Origin of the sequence: Lentzea guizhouensis, assembly GCF_001701025.1 — a bacterium.
GTDB classification, from domain to species: Bacteria; Actinomycetota; Actinomycetes; order Mycobacteriales; family Pseudonocardiaceae; genus Lentzea; species Lentzea guizhouensis.
This window is the reverse complement of record NZ_CP016793.1, coordinates 8,976,256-9,002,975: the sequence shown is the minus strand read 5'-3', so window position 1 is coordinate 9,002,975 and position 26,720 is coordinate 8,976,256. Positions and strand designations below refer to the sequence as shown.

General features: G+C 70.8%; 30 protein-coding genes and 1 pseudogene. 14 read left to right on the top strand and 17 right to left on the bottom strand.

Features of this window, described 5'->3' with window-relative positions; all coding sequences use genetic code 11:
• Position 1 precedes the first annotated feature (1 nt).
• Both BBK82_RS42870 and BBK82_RS42865 read left to right on the top strand, forming a co-directional pair.
• The gene (locus tag BBK82_RS42870) at positions 2-1,660 is read left to right on the top strand and encodes a patatin-like phospholipase domain-containing protein (RefSeq protein ID WP_065920032.1); all 1,659 of its coding nucleotides are present in this window, start codon (positions 2-4) and stop codon (positions 1,658-1,660) included.
• The gene (locus tag BBK82_RS42865; protein ID WP_065920031.1) at positions 1,606-2,145 is read left to right on the top strand and encodes a hypothetical protein; all 540 of its coding nucleotides are present in this window, start codon (positions 1,606-1,608) and stop codon (positions 2,143-2,145) included. The genes BBK82_RS42870 and BBK82_RS42865 overlap by 55 nt, the downstream gene beginning before the upstream one ends.
• 33 nt (positions 2,146-2,178) lie before the next feature.
• On the opposite strand, the gene BBK82_RS42860 is transcribed toward BBK82_RS42865, so the two are convergent.
• A complete protein-coding gene (locus BBK82_RS42860) occupies positions 2,179-2,676 on the bottom strand; it encodes a hypothetical protein (protein ID WP_065920030.1) in 498 nt (165 codons plus the stop codon).
• 544 nt (positions 2,677-3,220) lie between these two features.
• Here BBK82_RS42860 and BBK82_RS42850 point away from each other — a divergent pair.
• A complete protein-coding gene (locus tag BBK82_RS42850) occupies positions 3,221-4,171 on the top strand; it encodes an ArsR/SmtB family transcription factor (protein ID WP_170068062.1) in 951 nt (316 codons plus the stop codon).
• Between the two features lie 90 nt (positions 4,172-4,261).
• Here the strand turns inward: BBK82_RS42850 and BBK82_RS42845 are convergent, their stop codons facing one another.
• Genes BBK82_RS42845 through BBK82_RS42830 form a run of 4 tightly spaced genes read right to left on the bottom strand, consistent with a single transcriptional unit; the run spans position 4,262 to position 7,904 of the window.
• Entirely contained in the window at positions 4,262-4,576 is a 315-nt protein-coding gene (locus tag BBK82_RS42845) for an NIPSNAP family protein (protein ID WP_065920027.1), read from the bottom strand.
• 18 nt (positions 4,577-4,594) lie between these two features.
• The gene (locus BBK82_RS42840) at positions 4,595-5,062 is read right to left on the bottom strand and encodes a nuclear transport factor 2 family protein (RefSeq protein WP_065920026.1); all 468 of its coding nucleotides are present in this window, start codon (positions 5,060-5,062) and stop codon (positions 4,595-4,597) included.
• A gap of 2 nt (positions 5,063-5,064) precedes the next feature.
• A complete protein-coding gene (locus BBK82_RS42835; RefSeq protein ID WP_065920025.1) occupies positions 5,065-6,786 on the bottom strand; it encodes a CocE/NonD family hydrolase in 1,722 nt (573 codons plus the stop codon).
• Complete coding sequence (locus BBK82_RS42830) at positions 6,783-7,904, bottom strand: FAD-dependent oxidoreductase (RefSeq protein WP_065920024.1); 1,122 nt, start codon at positions 7,902-7,904, stop codon at positions 6,783-6,785. The genes BBK82_RS42835 and BBK82_RS42830 overlap by 4 nt, the downstream gene beginning before the upstream one ends.
• 107 nt (positions 7,905-8,011) lie before the next feature.
• Here BBK82_RS42830 and BBK82_RS42825 point away from each other — a divergent pair, with 107 nt between their 5' ends.
• Positions 8,012-8,926 carry a LysR family transcriptional regulator gene (locus BBK82_RS42825; protein WP_083268588.1) on the top strand — a complete coding sequence of 305 codons (915 nt, stop codon included), beginning with the start codon at positions 8,012-8,014 and terminating at the stop codon, positions 8,924-8,926.
• On the opposite strand, the gene BBK82_RS42820 is transcribed toward BBK82_RS42825, so the two are convergent.
• Genes BBK82_RS42820 through BBK82_RS42810 form a run of 3 tightly spaced genes read right to left on the bottom strand, consistent with a single transcriptional unit; the run spans position 8,916 to position 11,243 of the window.
• The gene (locus tag BBK82_RS42820) at positions 8,916-9,539 is read right to left on the bottom strand and encodes a DedA family protein (RefSeq protein WP_065920023.1); all 624 of its coding nucleotides are present in this window, start codon (positions 9,537-9,539) and stop codon (positions 8,916-8,918) included. The genes BBK82_RS42825 and BBK82_RS42820 overlap by 11 nt on opposite strands.
• Complete coding sequence (locus tag BBK82_RS42815; RefSeq protein ID WP_154697837.1) at positions 9,536-10,489, bottom strand: PDR/VanB family oxidoreductase; 954 nt, start codon at positions 10,487-10,489, stop codon at positions 9,536-9,538. The genes BBK82_RS42820 and BBK82_RS42815 overlap by 4 nt, the downstream gene beginning before the upstream one ends.
• On the bottom strand, positions 10,482-11,243 hold the full coding sequence (locus tag BBK82_RS42810) for an MOSC domain-containing protein (protein WP_065921819.1): 762 nt from the start codon (positions 11,241-11,243) through the stop codon (positions 10,482-10,484). The genes BBK82_RS42815 and BBK82_RS42810 overlap by 8 nt, the downstream gene beginning before the upstream one ends.
• Positions 11,244-11,597: 354 nt before the next feature.
• Between BBK82_RS42810 and BBK82_RS42805 the strand changes: the two genes are divergently transcribed.
• Entirely contained in the window at positions 11,598-12,455 is an 858-nt protein-coding gene (locus BBK82_RS42805) for an NAD(P)-dependent alcohol dehydrogenase (protein WP_237048487.1), read from the top strand.
• A 44-nt stretch (positions 12,456-12,499) separates the two neighbouring features.
• Entirely contained in the window at positions 12,500-13,027 is a 528-nt protein-coding gene (locus BBK82_RS42800) for a TetR/AcrR family transcriptional regulator (protein WP_065920021.1), read from the top strand.
• Positions 13,028-13,186: 159 nt separating this feature from the next.
• Here BBK82_RS42800 and BBK82_RS42795 read toward each other — a convergent pair whose 3' ends face one another.
• A complete protein-coding gene (locus BBK82_RS42795; RefSeq protein ID WP_065920020.1) occupies positions 13,187-13,858 on the bottom strand; it encodes a TetR/AcrR family transcriptional regulator in 672 nt (223 codons plus the stop codon).
• 63 nt (positions 13,859-13,921) lie between these two features.
• Here BBK82_RS42795 and BBK82_RS55270 point away from each other — a divergent pair, with 63 nt between their 5' ends.
• Complete coding sequence (locus BBK82_RS55270) at positions 13,922-14,404, top strand: YybH family protein (RefSeq protein WP_071812799.1); 483 nt, start codon at positions 13,922-13,924, stop codon at positions 14,402-14,404.
• A 182-nt stretch (positions 14,405-14,586) separates the two neighbouring features.
• Here BBK82_RS55270 and BBK82_RS57100 read toward each other — a convergent pair.
• A pseudogene (locus BBK82_RS57100) lies at positions 14,587-15,138 on the bottom strand (ion transporter); the annotation flags it as partial.
• 249 nt (positions 15,139-15,387) lie between these two features.
• Here BBK82_RS57100 and BBK82_RS42785 point away from each other — a divergent pair.
• Positions 15,388-15,684, top strand: a complete 297-nt coding sequence (locus BBK82_RS42785) for a hypothetical protein (protein WP_065920018.1) — start codon at positions 15,388-15,390, stop codon at positions 15,682-15,684.
• A gap of 118 nt (positions 15,685-15,802) precedes the next feature.
• Positions 15,803-16,255 carry an STAS domain-containing protein gene (locus BBK82_RS42780; protein WP_065920017.1) on the top strand — a complete coding sequence of 151 codons (453 nt, stop codon included), beginning with the start codon at positions 15,803-15,805 and terminating at the stop codon, positions 16,253-16,255.
• A gap of 56 nt (positions 16,256-16,311) precedes the next feature.
• Here BBK82_RS42780 and BBK82_RS42775 read toward each other — a convergent pair whose 3' ends face one another.
• Entirely contained in the window at positions 16,312-17,061 is a 750-nt protein-coding gene (locus BBK82_RS42775; protein ID WP_083268583.1) for a GH12 family glycosyl hydrolase domain-containing protein, read from the bottom strand.
• A gap of 330 nt (positions 17,062-17,391) precedes the next feature.
• Here BBK82_RS42775 and BBK82_RS42770 point away from each other — a divergent pair, with 330 nt between their 5' ends.
• The 5 genes from BBK82_RS42770 to BBK82_RS42750 are packed head-to-tail and all read left to right on the top strand — an operon-like array spanning position 17,392 to position 21,458.
• The gene (locus BBK82_RS42770) at positions 17,392-18,315 is read left to right on the top strand and encodes an ABC transporter ATP-binding protein (RefSeq protein ID WP_065920016.1); all 924 of its coding nucleotides are present in this window, start codon (positions 17,392-17,394) and stop codon (positions 18,313-18,315) included.
• Entirely contained in the window at positions 18,315-19,097 is a 783-nt protein-coding gene (locus BBK82_RS42765; protein ID WP_065920015.1) for an ABC transporter permease, read from the top strand. Before BBK82_RS42770 ends, BBK82_RS42765 begins: the two co-directional genes overlap by 1 nt.
• 22 nt (positions 19,098-19,119) lie before the next feature.
• The gene (locus BBK82_RS42760) at positions 19,120-20,253 is read left to right on the top strand and encodes a sensor histidine kinase (RefSeq protein ID WP_237048486.1); all 1,134 of its coding nucleotides are present in this window, start codon (positions 19,120-19,122) and stop codon (positions 20,251-20,253) included.
• On the top strand, positions 20,250-20,909 hold the full coding sequence (locus BBK82_RS42755) for a response regulator transcription factor (RefSeq protein WP_065920013.1): 660 nt from the start codon (positions 20,250-20,252) through the stop codon (positions 20,907-20,909). The genes BBK82_RS42760 and BBK82_RS42755 overlap by 4 nt, the downstream gene beginning before the upstream one ends.
• A gap of 24 nt (positions 20,910-20,933) precedes the next feature.
• Complete coding sequence (locus tag BBK82_RS42750; protein ID WP_237047888.1) at positions 20,934-21,458, top strand: hypothetical protein; 525 nt, start codon at positions 20,934-20,936, stop codon at positions 21,456-21,458.
• A 53-nt stretch (positions 21,459-21,511) separates the two neighbouring features.
• On the opposite strand, the gene BBK82_RS42745 is transcribed toward BBK82_RS42750, so the two are convergent.
• The 6 genes from BBK82_RS42745 to BBK82_RS42725 all read right to left on the bottom strand — a co-directional run bounded on the left by BBK82_RS42745 (position 21,512) and on the right by BBK82_RS42725 (position 26,697).
• A complete protein-coding gene (locus tag BBK82_RS42745; protein WP_065920012.1) occupies positions 21,512-22,720 on the bottom strand; it encodes a vWA domain-containing protein in 1,209 nt (402 codons plus the stop codon).
• Complete coding sequence (locus tag BBK82_RS42740) at positions 22,717-23,919, bottom strand: AAA family ATPase (RefSeq protein WP_065920011.1); 1,203 nt, start codon at positions 23,917-23,919, stop codon at positions 22,717-22,719. Before BBK82_RS42740 ends, BBK82_RS42745 begins: the two co-directional genes overlap by 4 nt.
• A 48-nt stretch (positions 23,920-23,967) precedes the next feature.
• Complete coding sequence (locus tag BBK82_RS53330) at positions 23,968-24,636, bottom strand: hypothetical protein (RefSeq protein ID WP_218920518.1); 669 nt, start codon at positions 24,634-24,636, stop codon at positions 23,968-23,970.
• Between the two features lie 66 nt (positions 24,637-24,702).
• The gene (locus tag BBK82_RS53325; protein WP_218920517.1) at positions 24,703-25,212 is read right to left on the bottom strand and encodes a hypothetical protein; all 510 of its coding nucleotides are present in this window, start codon (positions 25,210-25,212) and stop codon (positions 24,703-24,705) included.
• 129 nt (positions 25,213-25,341) lie between these two features.
• The gene (locus BBK82_RS42730; RefSeq protein WP_065920010.1) at positions 25,342-25,824 is read right to left on the bottom strand and encodes an SRPBCC family protein; all 483 of its coding nucleotides are present in this window, start codon (positions 25,822-25,824) and stop codon (positions 25,342-25,344) included.
• A gap of 45 nt (positions 25,825-25,869) precedes the next feature.
• Positions 25,870-26,697, bottom strand: a complete 828-nt coding sequence (locus BBK82_RS42725; RefSeq protein WP_065920009.1) for a MerR family transcriptional regulator — start codon at positions 26,695-26,697, stop codon at positions 25,870-25,872.
• Between the last annotated feature and the right edge of the window lie 23 nt (positions 26,698-26,720).

Sequence of the window (26,720 nt, the reverse complement as noted above, 5' to 3'; positions counted from 1 at the left end):
CATGGCACTGGGGCACGGCGGTCGCAGCCTGCCGAACGTGGGGTCCGAGTACGTCGAGGACCCGCCGGAGGGGATGCGGATCGGGATCGCGTTGTCCGGTGGGGGAATCCGCTCCGCGGCGTTCAACCTGGGTGCGATGCAGGCGTTGCAGCGACAGCACGTCCTGGAGCGCGCCGACTACCTGACCGGGGTGTCGGGCGGCAACTACGTCGCGAGCGCGCTGACGATCACCGGGGCCTACAGCGACCCGGACACGGACAACGGGAAACCCCACTGGAGCAACGGTTCCGTCGAGGAACGCTACCTGCGCCAGCACACGAACTACCTGGCGCCGGGGCGGGTCGGCAGGTTGTGGCTCGCGCTGAGCATGGTCTACGGCTTCATCCTCAACTACCTGCCGTTCGTGCTCTGCGCGTTCATCGGAGGGCGGCTCACGGGGTGGGCGCTGAACCTGCTCGGTCAGCCGCTGGAACAGTTGCGGCTGAACGGTCTCGCCCTGCCCGCGTCGCCGATGCTGACGGTGCTGCTGATCGCCGCGGGCGCGCTCTCGGTCACGGCTGTGCTGCTGGTGGCCTACCGCAGGTTCAACGACATCCGCCGGTCTCCCCGCAACTACGGCGAGACGCGGTCCGAGGGAGTGGCCGCGAACCTGGTGACGCTGGTCTGCGTGATCTCGGTGCTGCTGGTGCTGCCACTGCTCGCCTCGCTGTACGGCACCGTCTCCGCCGCGCTGATCCCCCTGCTCTTCCCCGAGCAGCCGGAGACCTTCGACACCACGCAGGGCCGGATCGCGATCGCCGCGGTGTGGCTGGTGCTGTCGCTGGTGCTGGCCATCGCCGCGCTCGCGCTGAGCCGCCGGTTCCGCGCCCTGCGGCTCATGCTGGTGCTGTCCGGCCTCGGCAGCGCCGGTCTGCTGCTCGTGCCCCTGTTGTCGTCGCTGGAGTACGCCGCGCGGGTCGGCATCCGCAGTGCCGGCGACCTGCTCGGCGTGCTCATCGCGATCGCCGTGGTCGGCTTGATGGCGATCAAGGTGCACAACCGCCGCTACTCGATGCACCTGTTCTACCGCGAGCGGCTCAACAGCGTGTTCGCCCTGCGGCGCAGGACGGACGAGGGCGGCAACGTCGTGTGCGAGCCGATCGGCTACGACGAGCGCCTCTACTTCTCCAAGGTGGGGTGCAAGCTCGGCGCGAGCGGACGCAGGATGCCCAAGCTGATCGTGTGCTGCGCGGTCAACCTCACCAGCGACGAGGTGCCGGTCGGCCGGTTCGCGGAGTCGTTCACCTTCGAGCACGACCAGAGCGGCGGTGGCCTGTTCGGCCGCCGCGGCACCGACTGGTACGAGGAGCAGGCCGGCCTGCCGGGCACGCAGCTCACCCTGCCGTCGATCATGGCCGTCTCCGGCGCCGCCCTGTCACCGCTGATGGGCAGGTTCACCTATCCACCGCTGCGCTTCCTGATGGCACTGACGAACGTCCGCCTGGGCGTCTGGATCAAGAACCCCCTGCACCCGCGATGGGAGCGCAAACCCGAGCCACCGCGCGGCTGGGCCGGCCGCCTGCGGGCCTCCGTGCGCGACGGCTGGCACGAACCAGGCGCCTGTACGTGCTGCGCGAGGCGTTGGGCGCCACCAAGTCCACCCACCGCTTCATCTACCTGACCGACGGCGGGCACTGGGAGAACATGGGCCTGGTGGAGCTGCTGCGCAGGCGGTGCACCCACGTCCTGTGCTTCGACGCGAGCAGCGATCCCACCGGTGCCGGCCTGGACATCGGCCGCGCCATCGCCTTGGCGCGCAGCGAGCTCGGCGCGGACGTCGATCTCGACCCGCGCCCGACGATGCCGGGAGCGGACGGCATGAGCGAGGTCATGGCCGTGCGGGGCACGGTGAAGTACCCGGACCAGGACGGTGAGGCCAAGCTGATCTACGGCAAGGCGGTGCTCACCCGGTCGGCCAGCTGGGACCTGCACGCGTTCAAGGCGCGGGAAGGCCGGTTCCCCAACCACTCGACCAGCCGGCAGATGTTCACCGACGAACAGTTCGAGGCCTATCGGCGCCTCGGCTATGAGGCGGGGACGGAAGCGTTGGGGCTGCTGAACATCCCGGAAGCGCTGCTACGCCCGGTGCACATCGTGCTCAGCTGAAGGGGCCGGCGGCCAGCGCTTTGCGCGCCTTGATCACTGAGGGACAACGGCGGATCCGTGCCAGGCCGGCCAGATCTGGATGAGCCACCGTTCGACGCCTTCAGCGAAGCTGGCAGGATCGTTGGCTTCCACGGCTTCGATGTCAGCTCGGCCGCTGACGTGAGCCCGGACGTGGTAGGTGTTTGCGGCGGGCACTCGGAGAGTGTGGCAGCCCGTCGCAGCTGTGATCGACCACAGCTGGAGCTCCGTGCCGTCCATCGAGAAAGTGGAATCGCCGGTGGCGTCGAACGGTTCGTCGTGCATCGGCGGTCGATCGGCCCACAGCTCCACCCGGACGGCTGGGTAGTGGTCGCTCTCAGCGCTGCGGAACAGCACCCCTCCGCGACCACCCACCAGCAACCAGTCGCCGGCGGGAACCGGTGCTTCTGCGGCGCCGTGCAGGCGGGCCAGGTCCTGGAGGCAGAACTGTCCGTACTCGACGACGACGGTGTCGTCGATCGCGGAGAGCGGGGCATCCGGCGCGCCAGTCACACCCGGCAGTGTAGTGGCTTGACGTGTGGCTCAGCGGTGGGAGCAGCTGTCAGCAGTGGACGCGGCGCTCAGCCGAGATCGCGCTGCGCGGGAGCGCTGGCATCGATGACCCGTCCCAGGCGCGGTGGCGCTGGAGGAAGACGTCAACGCTCTGGACGCAGCTTCCGAAGCCCCTGCCGTGCGCCCAGCCCGGCGTCTGGGTGGGTGGGGCGGCGCTGTGGCACGCCAGGACACCCGGTGCACTGGACTCCGTCACCGGAGTGGCGCCGGCCGCGGAGCTCATGAGCGCCAGAGCCGCGCCGGTGACCGCAGCCACCTGGACGAAACGACGAATCATTGCTGGTTCCCCTCAGATTCGGACATGTCGAAGGAACAACGCATCGCTCGCTGTTGGCCGCAGCAGTGGACTGCAGCGAAGGTGCAAAGCCGGGTAACGACTCCGGCGTTGTCCGTGGCAAGGCGTTGTGCGCGATCCTGGTGTCTGGCAACCGAAGGCGTCGAGGCGGTGAAGTCCTGGCTTAACACCGCTGGCAGCATGGTCGCCGTGCACCGAATCCACTTCACGGCCGCTGACATCGCGCGGACCCGGCTGCCCACCGGGACGAGCCGCGTGACGGAGACGTTGTTCGCTCTTCGTGCGCTGCGCGGCTCCGGGGACGGTTTGGCAGCCTGGCGTGCCGAGGTGCGCAAGCAGATGCGGCCGTGGTTCCGGGTGCTCGGCGCGATCTCACCGCCCGCCGAGCCGTGCCTGGACCTGATCCCGCTGATGGGGCCCGAACTCGATGACGACGTCCTGCTCAGCCGTCCGGTCAGCGCGGTGAGAGAGGAGCTCCGCTGGTTCACCCGCGGCGCTCGTGCTCTGCCCGCGGTCCTGCGCGGACTTGACGACGACCTCGGCGTCCGCGCACAGGTCCTCCAGGCGCTTCGCGGGTTCCACGACATCGCGATCAAGCCTGCCTGGGCGACCGTCGAAGCGGCGTTGCACGCCGACCGCGCCCGGCAGGCGCGCCAGATGACCGCGGGCGGGGTGGGCCTGCTGCTGGAGACCCTGCACCCCTCCATGCGGTGGGACGGCACGACGCTCTCGATCGAGGACACCCGCACCGTCGACACCGAGCTGGGCGGACAGGGCATCGAGGTCGTGCCGTCCTACTTCCTGCGGAAACCGGTGCTGCGGGTCGACCTCCAGGACCGCGGGCGCGTCACCCTGGCCTACCCGGCCGCGGTCGCCGGCGCCGCGGGTGAGCGGTCGCCGCGGCTGGACAGGCTGCTGGGCCGGACCCGTGCCGCGGTCCTCGCCCGGATCGCGCAGGGCGCCGCGACCACGAGCGAGCTCGCTCGACACGTCGGCACCTCAGCGGCGGCGGTGAGCCAGCACACCGCGACCCTCCGAGCCTCCGGGCTGATCACCACGAGCCGCCATCGAGGCACGGCCAGCCACACGCTCACCGCCACCGGTGCGAACCTGCTCGCTCAGAACGAGACACAAGCCTGACACCGTCGTACACGCCTCTCCGAGTGGGCGGGAGCAGCAGTTTGCCCGAGGCCGAGGCACGTGCGCCGGTGTCCACGCCCTGTGCCTGGGTCAGCGGAGGCCGGAACCAGGGGTCGGTGTCAGCCGCACCGTGGTCTCGGCCTGCCCCAGCAACGCCGACACCGTGTCGACGACGGCCGGGCAGCGGGGATGGCCGTGGACGGCGGCCAGGACCCGTTCGCGGTCTGCGGCGTCCTCGAACCGGCGGATCCAGACGAAGCTGTCCTCGTCGTCGGCCGCGGTGAACGAGCCGACCACGGTCATGCCCGTCTCCTGGTGCAGCGGGATGACGGTTTCGTCCATGTACTGCGCCAGTTCGGCGCCGAGGCCGGTGCGGGCGTGTTCGGTGCGGATCTCGTAGAACATCGTGGTTCTCCTGGGAAGTCAGGACGTGCGGGCGGCGGCGAGGGCGTAGACGTCCGGGGAGCCTTCCCACGGGCAGGTGCGCTGCACGGTCCAGTGGGTGATCAGCCAGCGTTCGGAGAGTCTGCGCAGTGTGAGTCGCCAGTAGCCGCGCATCGTGCAGTGGTCGACGACTCCGGGGTCGGTGGGGACGTGGTGGTAGGCGACGACGTGCACGCGGCACTCGGCGTTGTCGTCGGACAGGTGCAGTTCCAGGTTCGAGGCGGAGTGGTGGGTGCTGTCGAAGCCGGTGAGGGTGGTGCTGGCGAGGGCGACCAGGTCGGTGGCCGTCATGGGGGCCGGTGGTGTGCCGAAGTGGTGGGTGGACAGGTCCAGCACCACCTCGTCGGCGAACAGCCGGCGCAGGGCCGGCCAGTCCTTGTCGTCCTGGGCGTGGGCCAGGGCGGTGACGACGTCGGCGATGGCCGCGCGGGCGGCGAGGTCGGTCATGGTCACGCCTCCGGGCGGTCGATGAGGGGGAGCACGAGGCGGCTCGGGTGTGCCGGTCCGTGGTGGACCTGGTTGACGGCGACGGTCAGGGCGTCGTCGGTGGCGATCGTGCCGCCGGTGTTGGTGTTGCGGTCGTAGCGGGGGAAGTTGCTGCTGGAGACCTCGAGACGGATGCGGTGGCCCGGCAGGAAGACGTTCGAGGTGACGCCGAGGTCGAGGGTCAGCTCGTAGGCCGCGCCGGGTTCCATCAGCACCGGTTCGGTCAGCGAGTGGCGGTAGCGGGCGCGCTGGATGCCTTCGCACAGCAGGATCGCCTTGCCGTCGGGGTGCACGTCGACGAGCTTGCCGGTGAAGTCGGTGTCCGGTGCGGAGCTGGAGACGTGCAGCACGAGGGTGACGTGGCCGGTCACCTCGACCGGGTCGGTCAGGACCGCGGTGGTGAAGCAGAGCACGTCGTCGCGTTGCTCGACCGCCGCCTGGTCGGCCGGGCCGGGGTAGGCGGCCAGCACGGTGCCGCCCAGGGTGGGAACAGGGCGGCGCGGGTCGTAGAGGAAGGTGTCCGTCGCCCCCACCGGCACGGCGTCACGGGTCAGGACTCCGTCGCCGGTGGCGGTGTTGGCGCGACCGCCGCCGTCGAGGAAGAAGTCGGTGTAGCGGGTGTCGGGCAGAGGCCAGTCCTCCTCGTCACGCCACCGGTCGGCGCCCATGACGAAGATCCGGACGCGGTGGGTGTCGTCGGACGGGTGGCCCCGCACCCAGCGGTCGAAGAACCTCAGGTGCTCGCCGGTGACGTCGGCGGCCTTGATGCTGCCCGCGAGGCCGAACGACCGGTCGGGGAACGTGCCGAGGTCGGCGCCGTCGGGGTGTGCCCACGGCCCGATGACGAGCCGCTGGCCGTCGCGGGCCGCCTCGCTGCCGCCGTGCTCGCGCATCATCGTGTACGACCGCACGGTTTCGCCGATGAACACGTCGTACCAGCCGCCGACCTGGAGTGCCGGGGCCTTGATGCTGCCGCAGTGGTCGATCGCGGCGACCTCCTGCCAGAAGGCGTCGCGCTCGGGGTGGCCGAGCACGTCGCCGAACCACGGGAGGTTGCGCAGCACGGCGTCCCGCCCGGACAGCGGCAGGTCGTGCGACCCGGAACCGTCCACACTGGACAGGAGCGCGTGGGCGTCGGCGGGGTCGCCGCCGGTGGGGTCACGTCGCAGGGTGCGCAGCGCCGAAAGCGTGCTCCACGTGAGCACGGTGTCCTGGGACAACGCACCGCCGGGGGAGTACCACGGTGCGCGGTACAGGTCGGCGGAGCTCATCACGGGCGCGATCGCTCGCAACGCCGGTGAGTCGTGCACGGCGGCGAGCCATTGCGTGAAGCCCATGTACGACCCGCCCCACATGCCGACGTTGCCGTCGCACCAGGGCTGTTCGGCCAGCCACGTCAGGGTGTCGTCACCGTCGTGGCCCTCGTGGGTGCCCGGTTCGAACGTTCCCGGCGAGCGGGACGTGCCGCGGACGTCCTGGGCCACCACCGCGTAGCCGGCTTCCACGAACGCGAACACGTCCGGCAGCTTGGGGTTGCCGTACGTCCCGGCGTCGTCCTTGCCGTAGGGCGTGCGGATCAGCAGGACGGGGAAGGGGCCGGGACCGTCGGGTCGCCACACGTTCGTGGTGAGCGAGATACCGTCGCGCATCGGCACGGCCACGTCCACGTCGACGGAGAAACTCATGCCCGCACCTGCTCCTGCTGCACCGAGTCCTGCGCGGGCGCGGTCATCCAGTGGCTGAACGCCGCGTAGTGGTGCGCGAACTCCTGCGGCGTGGGGGAGTGCTCGACCGCGGCGGACAGCTCCGCGACGCGGGTGTACCGCGGGATCCGGTCGGCCTGGTAGGTCTGCAGGGCGCCGGGAACGTCGACGGCGGAGCCGAGCAGCCGGCCGAGCAGGGCGGCGTCCTCGATGCCCAGCGTCGCTCCGGCGGTGATGTGCGGTGACATCGCGTGCGCCGCGTCTCCGACCAGGGCGACCCGCGCGGAGACCCAGTGCGGCAACGGAGGTACGAGCATGATCTGGTTGTGCAGGATCACCTCTTCCGGCGTCGCGGTGATGAGCCGGGTCAGCACCCCGTCCTCGTCGTCCTCCAGGTGGCGGGCCCGTTCCAGCGCCTGGTCGCGGCGGGTTCCGGTCAGCGGCGGTGACTTGAACTGGTTCACCAGCCAGTAGACGCTGCCGTCGTGGGTGCGCACGTACCCGCCGCGGCACCCGTTGGTGCCCAGGATCAGGCGGTTGCCGGGCACCGTGACGTCACCGGCCGGGACGACCGCGCGCCAGACCTGGTGACCGCGGTGTTCCTCCGCCGGGGTGCCGGGCACCAGCTGCGCCCGCACCGCGGAGTACGCCCCGTCCGCTCCGACGAGCACGTCGGCTTCCTCGCTGCTGCCGTCGGTCAACCGGACGGTGACACCGCCGGCGTGTTCCTCGTACTCGCCGAACCCCGTGCCGAGACGGATGTTCTCGTGTCCCACCGCGTCGGCGAGCAGGTCGTTCAGCTTCGCCCGGTGCACCAACAGGTACCGGTGGTCCTCCACGTCGAACTCGGGGGTGTCCAGCAGGTTCCCGGCCGGGTTGTGGAAGTACATCTCGCTGGGCTTGCCGATCGCGCGCACCTGCTCGCCGATGCCGAGCTCGTCGAACACCGCCAGCGCGTTGGCCCACAGTCCCAGCCCGGCCCCGGCCGCGCGGATCTCCGGTGCCTGCTCGCACACCACCACGTCGATCCCGGCCCGGCGCAGGGCGATGCCCGTCGTCAGCCCGACGATCCCGGCACCGATCACCACAGCCCGCGTCATTCTGTTCTCCTCCAACGATTTCTTCTTGTCACCGACAGTAGGAGCGACACCGGATTAACTCCAGTGCAACTCTGGCAAGCAAACATTTCGGATGTGATAATCGGCGAGTGGACTACATCGATCTGAACCTGATCGAGGCCTTGGACGCGCTGCTCGCCGAGAACAGCGTCACCAAGGCCGCCGCCCGCCTGCACACCTCGGCGCCGATGAGCCGGGCGCTGGCCCGGCTGCGGCGGACCTTCGACGACCCGCTGCTCGTGCGCGCCGGGCGTGATCTCGTGCCCACGCCACGGGCGTTGGAGCTGCGCGGTGAGGTGCACGCGATCGCGTCACGGGCACGAGCGTTGTTCGCGCCGTCCACGACCGCCGACCCGCGGACCGCCGTGCGCATGTTCGACCTGCAGGTCACCGACATGCTCTCCACGACCTTCATCCCGTCGCTGATCGACGACCTGCGCGAGCAGGCGCCCGGCATCTCGCTGCGCCTGCGGCCGGAGAGCCTGGAGGACGTCCCGGCCCTGCGCGAAGGCCTGGTGGACCTGGAGATCGGCAGCATCCGGCCCGGTGACTCGGAGATCCACTCGGAAGCGCTCGTCACCGAGACGCTGATCGGCGCGGTGCGGCCAGGGCATCCGCTCGCGAAGGCGAAGAACGTGACGCCGCAACGGTTCGCCGCCGCCGATCACATCGTCGTGTCACGGCGTGGCCGGGCACACGGCCCGATCGACGAGCAGCTGGCGGAGCTGGGACTGAGCCGGCGCGTGGTGGCCGTGGTGCCGACGTTCGCGAGCGCGCTGTTCCTGGCCTCGGAGACCGACGTCGTCTGCATCGCGCCCGCCAGGCTGGCGCGGCGGATGCTCGACACGCTGGGGCTGCGCACGTTCCCGGTTCCCGTGGAGCTGCCGGCCGTGACGGTCGGCATGGCGTGGCACCCGCGCAACCACCACGACCGCACGCACCAGCTGCTGCGCGAGCGCACCCGGCACATCATGGCCGCCGCCGCTGAGGGGGTCAGTCGATGACCGGGTCCGGCGCGGCCGTGTTCCGGCGGTGGCGCGCGCGGCGCACGACCTCGATGAACCCGGTCACCACCAACGCGAGCCCGACGCCGACGGCGATCGCCAGGAGCGTGTTCTCCTGGAACAGGACACCGCCGAGATAGCCGGTGAGCGCGGTGTAGGTGCTCCAGGACGCCGTGGCGAACGCGACGAACAGCACGTACTTGCGCAGCGGGAACCCGACGAGCCCGGTGGACAGGGTGGCCAGGTACCGCCCGACCGGGATGAACCGCGTGGTCACCAGGATGAAGCCACCGCGGGCGTCGAGCTCACGGGCGAACCAGTCGTGTGCCGCGCGGCGCTTGGAGCCGGGTGGGAGGCGTTTGAGCAGGCGCGTGCCGAACAGACGACCCGCTGTGTACGGGACCATGTCGCCGAGGAAGGCGCCGAGGGTCGTGGCGGCGATGACGAGCACGATGTCGGTCTGGCCGGTCGCGGCGTACACGCCCGCGACGATCACGACGGGTTCGCTCGGGATCAGCGGCAGGAAAGAGTCCAGGAAGGACACCGCTATCAGCACGCCGTAGAGCCAGGGTGAGGAGATCAGCGACTCCGCGAGCCGCAGCCAGTCGATCACGGAAGATCCTTTCGAAGGTGGTCTCGAGGACCGACGACGAGCTCGGCGGACGCGGCCCGCGACACGCAGGCGACCACGCTGGAACGCCGTTCCCCGTCGGTCAGCACGGAGTCGCGGTGCTCGACCTCGCCGGCCAGGACCGCGAGGCGGCAGGTGCCGCACACCCCGGCCTCGCAGGAAGACTCGACGGGAACACCGTTGCGGCGCAGCGCGTCGAGCAGCGAGAGGTGGGAGGGAACGTCGACGCGAAGCCCGTCAGGGGCCCAGACCGCGGTGAAGGGCAGGGAGATCGCGGTGTGGTCGGCCGCGAACTGCTCCAGGTGGATCCGGCTCGCACGCCAATGAGCTGTCAGCGTTCGCACGGCCTGCATCAGCGGAGCGGGACCGCAGCAATAGATTCGCGTGTCGTCGTCCGGCTCGGCCAGATGTGGCCACAGGTCGAGCAGACCGTGGTCGTCGCTGTGGTGCACGGTGTCCTGCGGGCCGTCGAACTCCTGCAGGAACGGGGTTTCGGCGGCGGACTGCGTCAGGTACAGCACCCGCACGTCCGGATGACCCTCGGCGCGCAACCGGCGCACCATCGCGCGGATCGGCGTGATCCCGATCCCGCCGGCGATGAACAGGTACCGGGGCGAGGGGTGCAGGCGAAACCTGTTGACCGGCGCGGACACCAGGAGCTCGGTGCCCACCACCACGTCGTCGTGCATGCTCGCGGAACCACCCCGGCCGGCGCGGTTGCGGCGCACGCACACCACGTACTCCCGCGGCTCGGCACCACCCGGATCGACGAGGCTGTAACTGCGCTTGTGCCCGGCCGGCGTGGTGATCACGACGTGCGCGCCGGGTTCGTGGGCCGGTAGAACCGATCCTCCGGGGTCTTTCAACACGAAACGGCGGACCGTCGGCGTGAGGTCGGCCGACTCGCTGACTCGCAGACGCAGCTCAGACAACGACCTCAGCGCCCTTCCGCAGAACCCCGGCGGTGAGGACCTCCACGTAAATTCCCATGAACTGGTGCCCGCAGGTCCGCTGGAGCATGGTCACCACCGGCAGGTCGCGCCGGCCCGCACCGGGACCGACCTCGGTCGCGGCGCAGCGCTTGGTCCGGTGCACCGCTCGCACCCGCACACCGCCCAGGTCGAACTCCGCGTCCATCAGGTCCACTTCGGACCACGCGGGCAGCCCCTCCACGAAGACGTTGGCGCGGAACCTCCTCGGGTCGACCGTGGTACCCGTGCGCGACTCCAGGTCGCGGACCGAGGCCAGGTTGACGAGCGAGACCCAGTTCATCGGCCCGTCCCCGGCGACGTTCGCGTCGGTGAAGCGCCTGCCCGGTTCCCGCGCGAGCACCGGCACGACACCCGCCGGCAGGTCGAGCACACGGGCGAAGAACCGCGTCGCCGTGGCAGCGCCCTCTTCCGTGCCGAGATCGGCTTTCAGCACCTCGTGGCCGGCCACTCGTGCGGTGAGAACCTCCGTCTCGACGTCGAAATGCGTGTCGAGACCGGAAAGGCGGTGATCGGAGACCAGGGCGAAGAACTCCTGCTTCGGCAACCCCGTCCGGGTTCCCGGCCGGTAGCGGCCGTCCGGCCGGGCGAACGCGAGCGTCCGGTCGTGGGGAACGCCCTGGCCGGGCCGGAGCTCGACCTGGTCCAGCGGCTGTGCGGTGAGCCCTTTCACCGGGTGGACGAACAGCTCGCGCACGAAATGGTGGTGGTACAAGGAATTTCTCGCATTTCTTGTCACCGCTCGGTAATGGCGATCGCCGTGAGCTCCCTTTCGAAGCTAAAGCGGGATCAATGCGACGACAAGTGCGTTCTCGGCAACCATGTCTTCACCGTCGCGCAATCGGGACGCGTCGGTGGTCGCGGTCGGCTCGCCCTCGGTCGCCGGTCGCACTTGTCAAGTGGGGTGGTACCCCGGTTAGTGTGGTGTCCTCAAGTGGAGGGACACCCCAGTTATGCGCAAGGTCGAGTACGACCGCTTCGGCGGCCCCGAGGTGCTGCAGGTCCGCGAGGTGCCGGAGCCGGTCGCGGGGCCGGGACAGTTTTGGTCGAGGTGCTGTCGGCCGGGGTCGGCGGAGGGGAGACCGCCATCCGCGCCGGCAAGCTGCGCCGGGTGATGCGGCTGACGTTCCCGCAGGGGAGCGGCAACGAGTTCGCGGGGCGGGTGGCGGCCGTCGGAGCCGGTGTCGACCTCCGCCGGGGCGAGCTGGTGTGGGGCCTGATGCCACACGGCACGTTCGGCTCCATCGCCGACAAGGTCGTGGTGCCCCGGGACCGGGTCGCGCCGCTGCCGCAGGGGCTGGACCCGGTCGCCGCGGGCTCGTTGCCGGTCAGCGGGACCACCGCGATCACCGCGCTGGAGGAGAAGGCCGCGGTGCTCCCCGGTGAGCGCCTGCTCGTGCGCGGTGCCACCGGTGGCGTCGGCAGCGTCGCCGTGCAGCTCGGGCGGCACCTGGGCGCGCACGTCACCGCGATGGCCGGTGAGCGCAACCTGGACTGGGTCCGCGAGCTCGGTGCGCACGTCGCCGTGGACTACCGGACGACCGGGCCTGCCGACCTCGGGCCGTTCGACGTGATCGTCGACCTCGTGGGCACGGACCTGCCGGCCTACCGGCGGAGGCTGGCGCGGGGCGGCCGGATGGTCGCGCTGGCCATCGCACCGGACGCGGTCGTGCGCTCGCTGGCCGCCGTGGCCTTCGGCAGGCTGCTGCCGCGTCCGGTGCTGTCCTTCAGCAACAACCCGGCCGCCGGCACCGTCGCGCGGCTCGCGGAGCTCGTCGAGGCGGGTGCGATCAGGCCGGTGCCGGACCGGGCGTTTCCGATCGAGGAGATCGTCGAAGTGCACCGCCGCCTGGAGGCGGGCGGTGTGCGGGGCAAGTACGTGATCGACCTGACCGCGGGCAGGCACTGAACCGGGGTGGCACCCCGGATGGCGTTGCTCGTAGAGTTCGGGACGTGCGAGCGGACGCCCGGCGCAACTACGAACTCATCCTCGCGGCGGCGGAGGCCGAAGTCGCGCGCACCGGAGCGGACGCGTCGCTGGAGAAGATCGCCCGCGACGCCGGGGTCGGCTCCGCCACGCTGCACCGGCACTTCCCGACCAGGCAGGCGCTGCTGGAGGCGGTGTTCCACGACCGCGTCGAGGTGCTCTGCGCGCAGGCCGGCCGGCTCGCGACGGCGGAGGACCCCGGCCAGGCGCTGGTGGACTGGCTGCGCGACCTCGCGGTCTACGGCGCGACCACCCGTGGCCTGGCGGAGTCCTTGCTGCACACGCCCGCGGGCAGTGGCTGCGAGGTGATGCTGCGCGACGCCGGCGGTGAGCTCCTGCGCCTGGCGCAGGAGGCGGGCGCGGTGCGCGACGGTGTCGGCATCGACGACCTGCTGACCCTCGTCAACGCGGTCTCACTGGCCACTGGGGACGCCGGTGACGCCGCCCGGCTCGCCACGCTGGCCCTGGAGGGGGTCCGGCCCGCGGACTACTAGGGCGTGTCCCGTGAGTCCGTTCGATGAGAGTCACGGTCGAGAGTCCCGGAGGCGGTGCCGCCGCGGCGCCTTCATACCGGGCGTATTCGGGTGGTGCGGCGGTGCCACCTCCGGGGCCCTCGGCCGCGACTGTCGCGGACGAGACTCACGGGACACGCCCTAGGGTCGCTGAGCCAGCTCGCCCCGAACCGAGGGCAGCCCCGCGGCGGTCGCCGCGATGAAGTGCCGCAGGGCCGGCTGGAACGGCGGGAACACCGCCGCGATCGCCGGTTCCCTCGCGTACAGCTCGGCCAGCGTCGCCGGGGGTCGCGTGATCGGGTGCAACCTGCCGACGAACGCTCCGGCGGCGAAGACCACCGAGGTGCCCTCCGCCGCGGTCAGCTCCGGGCACACGGCGGCGATCCGCTCACCCACGCGCCCGTACATGCCGATCGCCCACAGCTTGTACGTGTGCAGCACCTCGAGCGAGACGTTGTGCTCCAGCATCGTTTCCGCGTGGCTGATCAGGTCGCAGTACAGCACGCGCTCGGCGAAGCAGTCCGCGAGCGCGGTGGCCATCTCGCCGATGCCCGCGGCGCCCTGCAGCCGGTCGGTCACCGCGTCCGCCCACTCGGTGCCGTCGCGCATCGTGAGCTGGAGGTAGATCTCCTCGCGGGTGCCGAAGTAGCGCAGCACGTTCGACTTCACCAGGCCGACGGCGGCGGCGATGTCACCGAGGCTGACCCCGGCCACGCCGCTGGTGAGGGCGAGGTCGCGGGCGGCGGCGAGGATCGCCTCGCGCCGCTGCTGCTTCTGCTCCGGTTGCCGTGCCCGGCGGAACGAGGCGTCCATGTGAGACGGCAGCCTACCAAGGGCGTTGGTTAAAAGTACGGTGTTCCTTTAACGTGTGCGCCCATGACGCAGCGCACCCTGGCCATGACCGTCGACGAGTTCGTCGAGGCCTTCAACGACAACGACCTCGACCGGGTCATGGCGTTCTTCGCGGACGACGCCGAGTACGAGCCGGGTGACGGCGGGAAGCACCGCGGCAGGGACGCCATCCGGGCCGAGTTCGCGCCCCAGTTCGCCGGCAGGTACGGCGCGATGCGGTTCGACGTCTACGACAAGCTCGTCGACGAACCGGGGCGGCGGGCGGCGATCCGGTGGGCGTGCCGGATCGACATCTCGAAGCCTCGGCCCCGCGGCCTTTACCCGTTGCTGCGGTTGCTCGGGTTCCTGCGGTACGGCTCGCGGATGGTCTGGCACGGCATGGACGTCTTCCACTTCGACGCCGACGGTTCGATCACCGGCAAGTACTCGTACGCGAACTTCAAGGTCCCGCCGATGAAGCGCGACCGGGAGAAGCCGTGGCGGACGGGCGTGGTCCAGCCCGCCTGACGGCGAGCGTCAGACCGAGGCCTTGGCCCGCAACGCCTCCACGTCCTCCCGGAGCGGACCTCGGTCAGGATCTCCAGCGTCGCGGCCATCTCCTCGCGGTCGTGCTCGGCGTGCTCCTCGGTCATCTGGGTCTGCATCGCGCTCACCGCGACCGCGATGAACAGGTTCAGCACGGTGAACGTCGTGATGGCCAGGTAGCCGACGAAGAAGACCCACGCGAACGGCTTCTCGGCCATGACCTGCCGGGCGACCTCCGACCACGCCTCGCCCGTCATGACCTGGAACAGCGTGAACAACGAGTCGCCCAGGTCCCCGAAGTACCCGGGCGAGACCCCGCTGAAGAGCTTGGTGGCGATCACCGCGGACACGTAGAGGACCAGCGCCAGCAACGCGGTGATGGACGCCATGCCGGGCAACGCGGTCAGCAGCGCCGACACCACGCGGCGCATGCTGGGCACGACCGAGACCAGTCGCAGCACGCGCAACACCCGCAAGGCGCGCAGCACCGAGAACGTCCCCGAGGCGGGCAGCAGTGTGACGGCGACGACCACGGTGTCGAACCAGTTCCACGGGTCGCGGAAGAAGTCCCTGCCGTACGCGCCGAAACGCAGCGCCAGCTCGACGACGAAGACGGTCAACGCCAGCCGGTCCACCACGTGCAGCAGGTCCCCGAACGACGCGAGCAGCTCCGGTGACGTCTCGGCGCCCAGCGTGACCGCGTTGACGAGGATCACCACGGTGATCACCTTGTTGAACCACGGGGCGTCCACCAAGACGCGCAGCCGACCACTGGGGACCAACGGGGGAACTCCTGGCGCGGCGGGAAGCGGAGCGGACGAAGATCAACCTATCGAGCGGGCGCTCCTGTGCGCCGGTTCACCCGTTCGGTCGTATCGACCCGCTTGTTCCGCTGCCCGTCAGCGCGTGTCGACCTTCCGGAGCGGCGCCGAGCACGGTGCTGCGGCCGGGTTTACGTTGGCGGGGTGAGCTTGATCGAACCCGATGACGCGCCCGCGGTGCCCCGGTCGGTGGCCGCGCTGGCGGCGTCCGGCGAGTGGGACGTCCAGTACAGCCTCCCGTCCGGTCGCTGGCTCACGGCGGAGCGCGTCGTCGTGCGCGGAGGCCGTCGGTGGCGGCTCGGACTCACACCGGTCAGCGCGGCCGCCGTCGCCCTCGTGGTCTGGCGCGACGAGGACGTCGTCGCGCACGTCCGCGGCACCGAGGCGCAGGCGTGCGCGCAGGCCCACCTGCGGGTGCTGGAGATCCTCGGTCAGCCTTGACCACACGCCTGGGACGTGCCCGGCGGTCGGGCCGTCGGAAACCCGCTGATCTGCCGCCTGGCGTCGCGCTTCGTACCATCGGTGCAGAACAGGTGCGGATCTTCAAGTGAGGTGTTCGGTGACTTCGAGCGAGACGGCGTCAACGGCCGACGTGCGAACGAGCGACCACGACGGCGTGCTCGTCGCTGTCATCAGCGGCGAGCTCGACATGGTCAGCGTCGGCTCCATCGGGACGACTCTGTTCGACCACCTGGGCAAACACCCCAAAGGCCTGGTGGTGGAGCTCGCCGTGGACTTCATGGGCTCGTCGGCGTTGTCGATGCTGCTGGAGCTGCACGCGCGGGCTCAGCGTGAGGAGGTGGGGTTCGCCATCGTCGCCACGCAGGCCGCGGCGGTGCGTCCCATGATGGCCAGCGCGCTGAGCCAGGTGCTGCCGCTGAGGCAGTCGGTGGAGGAGGCATTGAAGTCGGTCCGCCAGGAGCCGAAGCAGGAGCCGGACCAGCAGTCGAAGCCGGACCAGCAGCCGAAGCCGGACCAGCAGCCGAAGCCGGACCAGCAGCCTGGTGGGTGATCGGCGGACCTGACACCGCCGGCTGCGGCGACTGGCCGCAGCCGGCGTGACGGGTCTCACCCGCTGACGGACGCCGAGAAGTTGTCGACCGCCAGGCCGACGCCGCCGTTCCACGGCTCGAACCCGGCCTGGATGCTGGTCAGGTACCACGAGTTCGTGATCGCACCGCGGGCGCGCACGTCGTTGATGAAGTCGAGCACGCTGAACGACCACGAGGTGATCGGCGACGGCGCGACGTAGGAGATGACGTTGTTGGAACCGTTGCTGCCGCGCCACACCTGCCAGCTGCGGCCGCCGACGGTCGTCGTGCCGACCGCGCTGCCGATGGGCTGGATCGAGCCCTGGCGGTTGAACCAGATCATGATCTCCATCTGGTTCACGCCGTTGGTCTTCGGCGTGGGGTCGAGCCAGATGTCGTACGAGGCGTTGTAGGTGCCGCCGGCGTACCGGTAGTTGATCGACGACGTGGCGCTGCGGATCCGGCTCACCTGCATCGGCAGGACGGAGCCGGGGGAGCAGTTGGTGTAGTGGCAGCCGAGGAACGCCGACGGGTACGACACCGGCGCGCCGTTGGTCGGGGCCGAGCCTTGCTGGCTGGTGATCTGGAAACCGGACGACGTGACGTTGATGCACTGCTGGGCCGAGGTGCCCCACCGGTTGTTCTGCACCACATAACGGCCCTGGATGGTGGTCGACCCGTACTGGTCGCAAATGGTCACGTCGGCGTGCGCAGGGCCTGCGGTCGCGACGAAAGTGCTCGCGATCAGGAGGCTGGAAGCAGCGATGGCACGAATGGTCCTTCGCATGAGTCACTCCAATGACAGGGGTTCTGGGAGCGCTCCCATCGTACCTGGAGAGCGCCGCAACAGGGCAGTTCAGTCGAATACCCGCGTCGTTCTGCCTCAACTGAGCCGTCGAACACGGGCGTCGAATCGACGGTGGTGCGACGCCCGTGTTCGAATGCGTCCGGGTTAAGTGCCGATTTACCAGAGCGCAACTGCCTTCCGGTCAATTCGCTGAATTCCGTGCATATACTGCGTTCGCGGTACGGGAACCACCTGCGCCGGTATGACGAACTGCCGGCCTCGATCAGTGATTCTTTGAGGGAACGCAAACGAACCCCCTGGGAGAAACAGATGATCGAGGTGGTGGACCTCGGCAAGCGGTACGGGTCGAAGACCGCGGTGGACGGGCTGTCCTTCACCGTCGAACCCGGCACCGTGACCGGGTTCCTCGGTCCGAACGGTGCCGGCAAGACGACGACCATGCGGGTGCTGGTCGGGCTCGCGGCGCCGTCGGCGGGCTGCACCAGGGTCAACGGCAAGCCGTACCGCGCACACCGCGCTCCGTTGCGGGAGATCGGGGTGCTGCTCGAGGCACGCGCGGTGCACCCCGGTCGCTCGGCCCGTGACCACCTGCTGGCCGTCGGTGCCACGCACGGCATCACCGCCAGGCGGGTCGACGAGGTGCTGGAGCTCGTCGGTCTCGGTGAGGTGGCCGGGCGCAGGGCCGGCGGCTTCTCACTGGGCATGAGCCAGCGGCTGGGCATCGCGGTCGCCCTGCTCGGCGACCCGCGCACGGTGGTGCTGGACGAGCCGGTCAACGGTCTCGACCCGGACGGGATCAGGTGGATCCGGCACCTGCTGAAGGACCTCGCCGCCGAAGGCCGGACGGTCTTCGTCTCGTCGCACCTGATGAGCGAGATGGCGCTCACCGCCGATCACCTGGTCGTGGTGGGGCGCGGCAGGCTCGTCGCGGACGTGCCGATGGCGGAGCTGATCGCCTCGGTCGAACGCGGTGTGCACGTCCGCTCGCCGCGCGCCGGCGAGCTCGTCGAGGTGCTGCGCGGCGACGGAGTGCGGATCAGCTCGGCCGCCACCGACGTGCTCGACATCATCGGGCTGTCCACGGAGGACATCGCGACACGGGCGTTGCAGGCGGGGATCCCGCTGTACGAGCTGACTCCTCAACAGGCGTCGCTCGAGGACGCCTACGCGGAGCTGACCCGGGACGTCGTCGAGTACGAGGGCACGAGCGCCTCGCTGGGAAGGGCAGCCTGATGACCTCTCCCGGCCTGACCTTCGGCGGTGTGCTGCGCAGCGAGTGGGTGAAGCTGCGGTCGGTGCGGTCCAGCGGTTTCACGCTGCTGGGCGCGTCGCTGACGATGATCGTGACCGGACTGGTCTTCGCCTCCACCGCCGGCACCGACTCCGACGGCGCGGACGGGGTGACCGACCCGACGGGCATCACCCTGAGCGGTGTCGTGTTCGCCCAGCTCGTGATCGGTGTGCTCGGGGTGCTGGTGATCTCCGGCGAGCACGCCACCGGCATGATCAGGACGACGCTCACCGGGGTGCCGACCCGGTTGCCGGTGCTGGCGGGCAAGGTCGTCGTGCTCGCCGGCACCGTGTTCCCGGCCGTGCTGGTCAGCGCGGTGGTCGTGTTCTTCGCCGGACAGGTCGTCATGGGCGGTGCCGGCCTGCCCACCGCGCGGATCGGGGACGCCGGGGTCGTCGGGGCACTGGTGGGGTCCGCCGTCACCATGACCGGTGTCGCGGCCATCGGTCTCGCGCTCGGCGCACTCCTGCGCAACACCGCGGGCGCGGTGTCGACCTTGGTCGTCCTCGTGTTCCTCGCGCCGGGCCTCGGTGGTCTGCTGCTGCCGGCCTCGTGGCAGGACCGGGCGCTGAGGTTCCTGCCCTCCACGGCGGCGGAGGCGTTCACCAGCGTGGTCCCCGCTCCCGGACTGCTCACCGCCTCCGCCGGTGCCGCCGTGTTCGCCGCCTGGGCCGTCGTCCCGCTGCTCGCCGCCGCGGTGCTGCTGCGCCGCCGTGACGTGTAGGCGGCTCGCGGTGGGGATCTTGGTGCGAAGGCACCCGCTGGTCGTGGACACCCTCGGTGCCGCGGTGACCTGCGGCGTGATCTACGCGATGAGCACGACGGACGCGGCCGAGTCCACAGTGGATGTGCGAACCCCGCCGGTGCTCGCACTGCTGGTGGCCGTCACCGCGGCCCTGGCGGCCCGCCGGAGGTGGCCGCTGCCGGTGCTCGCGGTCACCGCCGTGGGGGTGGCCGTGGCAGCGGTGCTCGGCGCCGACCTGGAACCCTTCCTGGTCCCGCTGGCCGTCGCGACCTTCACCGTCCACACGGGCCGCTGGACGGCGCGCCGGGCAGCGGTGACCGTTGTCCTGCTCGCGATCCCGTCCGCCGCGATCATCGTCGGGCCGTCCGAGTCGCCCTGGGAGAACCTCGGCAGGTTCACCCTGATCGGCATGGCCGCGGCGGCCGGTGAGGCGGTGCGCACCAGACGGGCCTACATCGCGGCCGTCGAAGAACGGGCGCTGCGGGCCGAACGCACCCGCGAGGAGGAGGCGCGGCGCCGGGTGGCCGAGGAACGGCTGCACATCGCCCGCGAGCTGCACGACGTGGTGGCGCACCACATCTCCGTGATCAACGTCCAGGCCTCCGTGGCCGAGCACCTGATCACCTCCCGGCCGGACGCCGCGGCCGAAGCGCTGCAGCACGTCCGCCGGGCGAGCAGCTCCGTGCTGGACGAGCTGCGCGCCCTCCTCGGCGTCCTGCGCGCACCCGAGGACCTGACCGCACCGGCCGAACCCGCACCGGGCCTGGACCGGCTGGGACCGCTCGTGGACACGTTCCGCGAGTCGGGCCTGGAGCTCCGCTGGACCTCGGCGGGTGAGCCGCGCCCGCTTCCCGCGACCGTCGACCTGGTCGCCTACCGGGTGATCCAGGAGGCCTTGACCAACGCCCACCGCCACGGCGACGGCGCCGCACACCTGTCCGTGACCCACACACCGGCCGAACTCGTGCTGCAGGTCGTGAACACCTGTGGCCACAACGCTTCTGGCGGCTCAGGACTCGGGCTGATCGGCATCCGGGAACGCGCGAGCGCGGTCGGCGGCACGGCCAGCGCGGGACTCGGCCCCGACGACCTCTTCCGCGTCCACGTCACCCTGCCACTGGGGAAGAACCCATGACCATCCGCGTCCTGCTCGCCGACGACCAGCCGCTCATCCGCGCGGGCTTCCGCGTGCTCATCGACTCCGCACCCGACCTCGAGGTCGTGGGCGAAGCAGCCGACGGCCTGGAAGCACTCGACCTGCTCCGCACGACCCGCGCCGACGTCGTGGTCATGGACATCCGCATGCCCCGCCTCGACGGCCTGGAGACCACCCGCCGCATCACCGCCGACGAGCACCTCGCGGGCGTCAAAGTGCTGGTGGTGACCACGTTCGAGGTCGACGAGCACGTGGCCCAGGCCATCCGGGCCGGCGCGGGCGGGTTCCTCGGCAAGGGCGTCGACGCCGCGGAGCTGATGGCCGCGATCCGCACCGTCGCCCAGGGTGACGCCCTGCTGTCCCCGAAGGCCACCAAGGCCTTGATCGGCCGGTTCCTGACCCAGCGCGGCAGCGAGCCGGTCAACCCCGAACGCCTGGACGCCCTGACCCACCGCGAACGTGAGGTCGTCGCCCTGGCCGCCAACGGCATGTCCAACGACGAGATCGCGGACCAGCTCGTCGTCTCGCCGCTCACCGTCAAGACCCACGTCAACCGGGCGATGGTGAAGCTCGACGCCCGCGACCGCGCCCAGCTCGTCGTCGTGGCGTACCAGACCGGCTTGGTCCGTTTCTGATGTTTCTCGACACGAAGGAAGATCATGAGCACTCTCACGACATCACGAACCGCCCCTGCGGCGAACCGGGTTCGCTGGCCCATCTCGGCCCGGCTGCGCAAGACGATCCTGGTGACCCACGTCGCGTCGGCCGGCGCCTGGATCGGGGTCGACATCGCGGCCACCGTTCTGGTGGCGATCGGCTGGGCCCGGTCCGGTGACGACCGCACCGACGTGTACCAGGCGCTGGCGGACTTCTCCGTCGTGCCGCTGTTGCTGTCCGCGCTCGTGGCGGGGGTGGTCTGCCTGGTCACCGGTGTCCTCTTGGGACTGGGGTCGAAGTGGGGGATCGTCCGCTACTGGTGGGTCGCCGTGAAGCTGGTCCTCAACGTCGTCGCGTGCGCGTTGCTGCTGTTCTTCCTGGGACCGATCAGTGAGCTGGCGTCGGGTGAACAACCGTTGCAGGACATGTGGTTCGTCGCGTTCCTGGCCATCAGTGCGCTGGTGCTGCTCGGGTTCGCGACGGTGCTGTCGGTCTTCAAGCCGTGGGGCCGGGTCCGCAGGAAGTGAGGTCACCCGAACGCGAGCTCGGCACCGCCCCACCGGCCCGCCTCGGCGGAGGGCTACCCGATCGTCACCACCCGAGCCCACTCGGGCGGCGCGTCCGGCGCGTACTCGGGGTTGTCCTCGTTCACCCGCAACGGTCGCGAGAACAGGCCCACCACAGTCCGGAAGGGCGGCTTGACCTGAGGCCACGGCGTCTGCCCGTCGGTCAACGCCACCACGACGTCCGGACGGGGAGTGGTCCGCGCGGCCTTGGCGAAGCCGGCGCGCAGATCGGTACCGCCGCCACCCACCATCGTGATTCCTCCGGCACTGCACAGTTCCTGCGTGATGTGGGCGGCGGCGTCGCACGACAGCACGCAGACGAGGTCACGCCGGCCGCCCACGGCCTGGACGATCGCGGCGATCTCGACGAGCGCGCTGCCCAGTTCGGAGTCGCTCACGGAGCCGGACGTGTCGACGATGACCACGACCCGGGGCGGTCGGCGGCGCAGGCTGGGCAGGACGACCCCGGGCAGGGCGGCTGATCTGCGTGCGGGTCGGCCGTAGGTGTAGTCCTCGCCGACGCCGGGGCCGGAGATCGCCGAGCGGACCGCCGCCCCCAGCAGGTCTCGCCACGGTTGCGGGGGCTGGAACGCCTCCTCCGCCCGCGCCAGCCGCCGGTGCGTCGCCGGGCGGGCGGTGATGCCCTGTGCCACGCGGAACCGGACCGCGTCCCGTTCCTCGGCGGTGAGCCCCGCCGCGCTGCCCGGGCCCAGGTCCCAGTCGCGGTCCAGGCCGTCGGCGCCGCTGCCGCAGTCGAGCCACGCCCAGCCGTTCGTCTGCGGTCCGAGCCGGAACTGGCGCAGGTAGTCCTCCATCAGCTCGCCGGGGGACAGCTTGAGCATCGCCGGGTGGACTGCGTCTTTCGGGCGGACCAGGTCGTGGTCGAACACGTCGTCGTTGATCTCGCAGTCGGCGGCGATGTTCATCCGCAGCCGTTCGCCAGGCCCGGACAGCTCGTGCTTCGCCGCGTACCGGTCGCTGCGCCCGTGGTGGTCGCGCAGCAGGTGGGACACCTCGTGCACCCAGACGCCGGCCAGCTGCTGCACCGGCATCCGGTCCACGAACGCCGGTGACACGTAACAGCGCCAGTACCTGTCCACGGCCATGGTGGGCACCTGCCGCGACTCCACCACGTGCAACGCGAACAACGCCGTCGCCAGGTAAGGCCGGCACCGGACCGCGTACAGCCTGGCAGCGAACAACTTCTCCTCGTCCAGGCTCATCGGCGGGCACCCGCCGGGATCCGGTCCGCCCGCTGTGCCAGTGACACCGCGCCGGCCAGCTGGTCGATCGACGAGGGCACCTGCCAGCCGTCCTGGCGCAGCGCGGCGAGGGTGGCGGCGGGGACGACCACCAGGTCGGGTGCGCCGGTCTCCAGTGCGCGCACCAGCAACGACCACGCCGCGTCCCAGCGGGCCTCGCTCGGCTGCTTGCGCACCGCCGCGACCACGCCGTCGAGCACCGCCTGGCGCAGGTCGCCGCGTTCGGGCAGGACGGCCGCCGCCGGGTCCGCGAGGAGCTCCTCGGGGTCGGGCAGGTCCATGTGGTCCATGCTGGACAACAGCTCCAGGCCGGGACCGTCGCCGACGGTGCCGCGCACGAGCATGGACAGCACGTCGCGGGAGGTGTCGGCCGCGGTCGCGAACGCCACCAGCCGCAGCGCCATGTCCCAGCTGCGCGGTGAGGGCCAGGGACCACCTCGGCGGGTCTCGGTCTTCGGCAGCTGGTGCACGAGGTTCGGCCGCGTGGTCAGAAGTCCGCACACCGCCCGGCGAGCGAAGGCGACGGCGTCGGACAGGCGGTGCGGGTCGAGCCGGGGCAACGTCGCTTTCGGCCACGTGCCACCGAGTCCGCGCACCACCACGTCGTGGTCGTGCACCCACTGCAGGTGCACGAACCGGTTCGCGAGCGGCGGGCTGAGCTCCCAGCCGTCGGCGGCGGAGGAACGCGGGTTGGCGGCGGCGACGATCCGGACACCGGGAGGCAGGTGCAGGGTGCCGATCCGCCGTTCCAGCACCACCCGCAGCAACGCGGCCTGCACGGCCGGCGGCGCGGTGGACAGCTCGTCGAGGAACAGCAGACCGCGGCCGGCCCGAACCAGGCGCACCGCCCAGTCCGGCGGGGCCATCGGCACGCCCTGCGTCGCGGGGTCGTCGCCGACCACGGGCAGACCGGCGAAGTCGGACGGCTCGTGCACGCTGGCGATCACCGTGGTGAGCGGCAGGTCGAGTGTCTCCGCGAGGTGGGTGAGGGCCGCGGTCTTGCCGATTCCCGGTTCGCCCCAGAGCAGCACCGGCAGGTCGGCGGACACGGCCAGCGCCAGAGCCTCCAGCTGGGTGTCGACGCGCGGTTCGGTCGTCGTGTTGTGAAGCAGGGCGAGCAGTTCGGCGGCTGTGTCCAAGGACGTGGCGGAAGAAGGCATGGTTGGTCACCTTGGGTGTGTGATCGGGGTCGTGAGCCGGCCGAGAGGTCAGCGTCCGGTGAGGTAGCGGACGTCCTGTTTGGACGGAGTTGGGCCGGTCGTGCTGAGCCCGGCGCGGTACAGGCCGTGCAGGACCTTGCGGTGGACGGCGTCCTCCAGCTCGTCGTGCAACGCCCCGCCCGGCAGCAGCGCGTCCGGCCCGAGCAGGCCTTCGACGGCGGCGAGGGCACCGGCGGTGTCACCGTGGTCCAGCCGCGCGCGGACGTCGTCGAGGTTGTCCGGATGCCGGTGCGCGGCACCGATCGCTTCGAGACAGGGCAGCGCGGTGCCACCCAACGCGACCAGCAGGTCCTCGCGGCGGATCTCGTCGGCGTCGTGGTCCAGCGCGACCAGTAGGCCGTCCACCACCCCGATGCGGTGGGTGGCGCCACGGCACAGGACCAGCCGCGGACCTGTTGTGCTGTCGGCGTTTGCGGCCGTGCGCCGGTGGTCCGGCAGCAGCGCGGCCGCGACCGACGGGTGCAGGCGGTCGGCGTCGATCAGCCCCGCGTGCACCAGCTCCAGGTCCGGCAACGTCCACGTGGCCGCGTCGGGCAGCACCGGCGACGCGCGCCGGCCGGTCCGACCCAGTACGACCCGGCGGTGCGCACCGAGCCGCACGATGACAGGACCGTCCGCGGGCCCGTCGGCGCGCAGGAGCGCGGCTCGGCCGCCCACCTGTGCACGGCGCGGCCGTGTCCCGGATCGGCGGTCCACTGCTCGGCCCCGCACCGGTCCCGCAGCTCACCGGTCCTGCGCGCGTCCCAGAGGTGGCGGTGCAGGTCGAGGCGGAACCGCCGGTCCGGACGGGGATGCGGATGCCCGCCCGCTCCGAGCCCGCCCGGGATCCCAGAGCGCGAGGCTGATCCGCTGCCCGGCATCGGCCCAGGCCGGCGGGGTGCGCGCGACGAGGTGCGCTGCCCCGTCGGCAGTCGGACAGCGGGCCAGCGACACGGTCAGGCCGGGGCGTAGCAGGCCGTCCGGGCGGATCCGCGGGAAGTGCCAGCGCAGCAGGTCGGGCACCAGGTGGCGGAGGTCGGTGCGGACCATCGCGGCGAGTTGCGAGCCGCTCGTTCGTCTGACGGTCCGCAGGTCCAGGTCGATGTCGACCCGCGCCGCGGCGCAGGCACCGGCCCAGTCGCCCACGGCACGGCGGGCGGTGGCGGACTCGATCATCGATGTCGGCACGGCGAACTTGCGCACGTGCGACCAGAGGGTGAGGCGGGAGTGTCCATTCACGGTTCGGAGGTGCATCAGCACTCACCTTTGGTGAACGGGACCCCCGATCTGCTCCAGTAGGTGCTCATCGCGACAAGCGTAGCAAGATCGGCAAGCGAGTTCCGCCGAATCTCCGACACAGGCGCGCCTGCGCCTGACGTCCGGTCAGCCGCGGACGTCCTTCCCGTCTTCCGCGAACGCCTTGAAGTCCTCCATGTGCCGCAGCGACTGCTTGCGGAACGTGCCGGGCATCAGCAACCCCACGAGCCGCATCACCACACCGTCGAACCGGTACTCGTTCTCACTCACCCAGAGCGTCCTCTCCGGACCGCTCTCCGACAGGTGGTCCCGAGTGGCACTCCACATGCCCTTCCCGACGATCTCGCGTTCGAAGTGGACGACTACGTCCTGCGGAATCCCCTGCAGGACAGCAGGTTCACGACGGGTGATCGTCTCCACCGCCTCGAACTCCTGTTGTCCCGACTTCAGCACCACACGTGACCTGGTGCCGACCTGACCGTGCGCCCCGTCCAGCGGCTCGTGCACCACCAGGCCGCGCAGCCACTTCGGCATCTGCTCCGGGTCGGCGAGCAGCTGGACCACCCTCTCCCGCGGCAGGGCGATCTCCAGCGAGACGGTGTACTTCATGGCCGGCGCTCCAGTCCGTGGAGGAACGCACGCACACTAACAGCGTCAGCTGCTCGGGAGGTCCTCGCCGAGCAGCTGTCCCGCGCGCACGACGCAGCGCATCCGGGCGGGGGAGAAGTCGTACGGCATCTTGGTGAACGCTTCGTAAGCGCTCATTTGCCTGTCTTCCTCCTCCACGTCCATCTCCAAGAGCTCCTCGTCGTCCGCGTCCAGCCCGGCCGCCTCGATGGCCCGCTCCACGGCCTTGAGGTGGGCGTACCGCTGCAGTGCGAGCTCTTCCACCCGCGGGTCGTCCGGCTCGACGCCGTCGTCGAGTGCGGCCTCGGCGGCGTCCAGGCGGTCGTACTCCGCGCGCAGGTCGGGGTGAGTGGCCAGGGCGATGAACGTGCTGGCCTGGATGGCGGCGGCGGGCGGGCCGAAGATCCGTTCGGTGACCAGCAGGGTTTCCAGGTCGGCGGGGCGCAGCGCGTCAGGGGGCAGGTGGCTGAGCCGGTCGGTCACCAGGTCCGAGAGCAGTCCGAGTGGGCTGCCCACGGCTCGCAGGCGCTGGACGGCCAGGCGTTGCCGGCGGATGTCGGCCTCCTGGGCGGCCAGGGTCTCCTCCAGGCGGCTCAGGCTGTCCGTGATGTCCTGGGTCTCGTCGAACGCGGTGCGAATGTCGTCGAGCTTGATGCCGGCCTCCGCCATCCTGCGGATCCACAGCAGACGGATCATGTCGTCGTAGCCGTAACGGCGGCGGCCGTCCGCACCTCGCTCGGGCTCGGGCAGCAGGCCGATCTGGTGGTAGTGGCGGATGGCGCGCGGCGTCGTTCCGGCGAAGGCGGCGGCATCACCGATCTTGACCTGACGCGGCGACGTGAAGGACAGATGCATTGCGAACGAAACCTTTCCTGCTG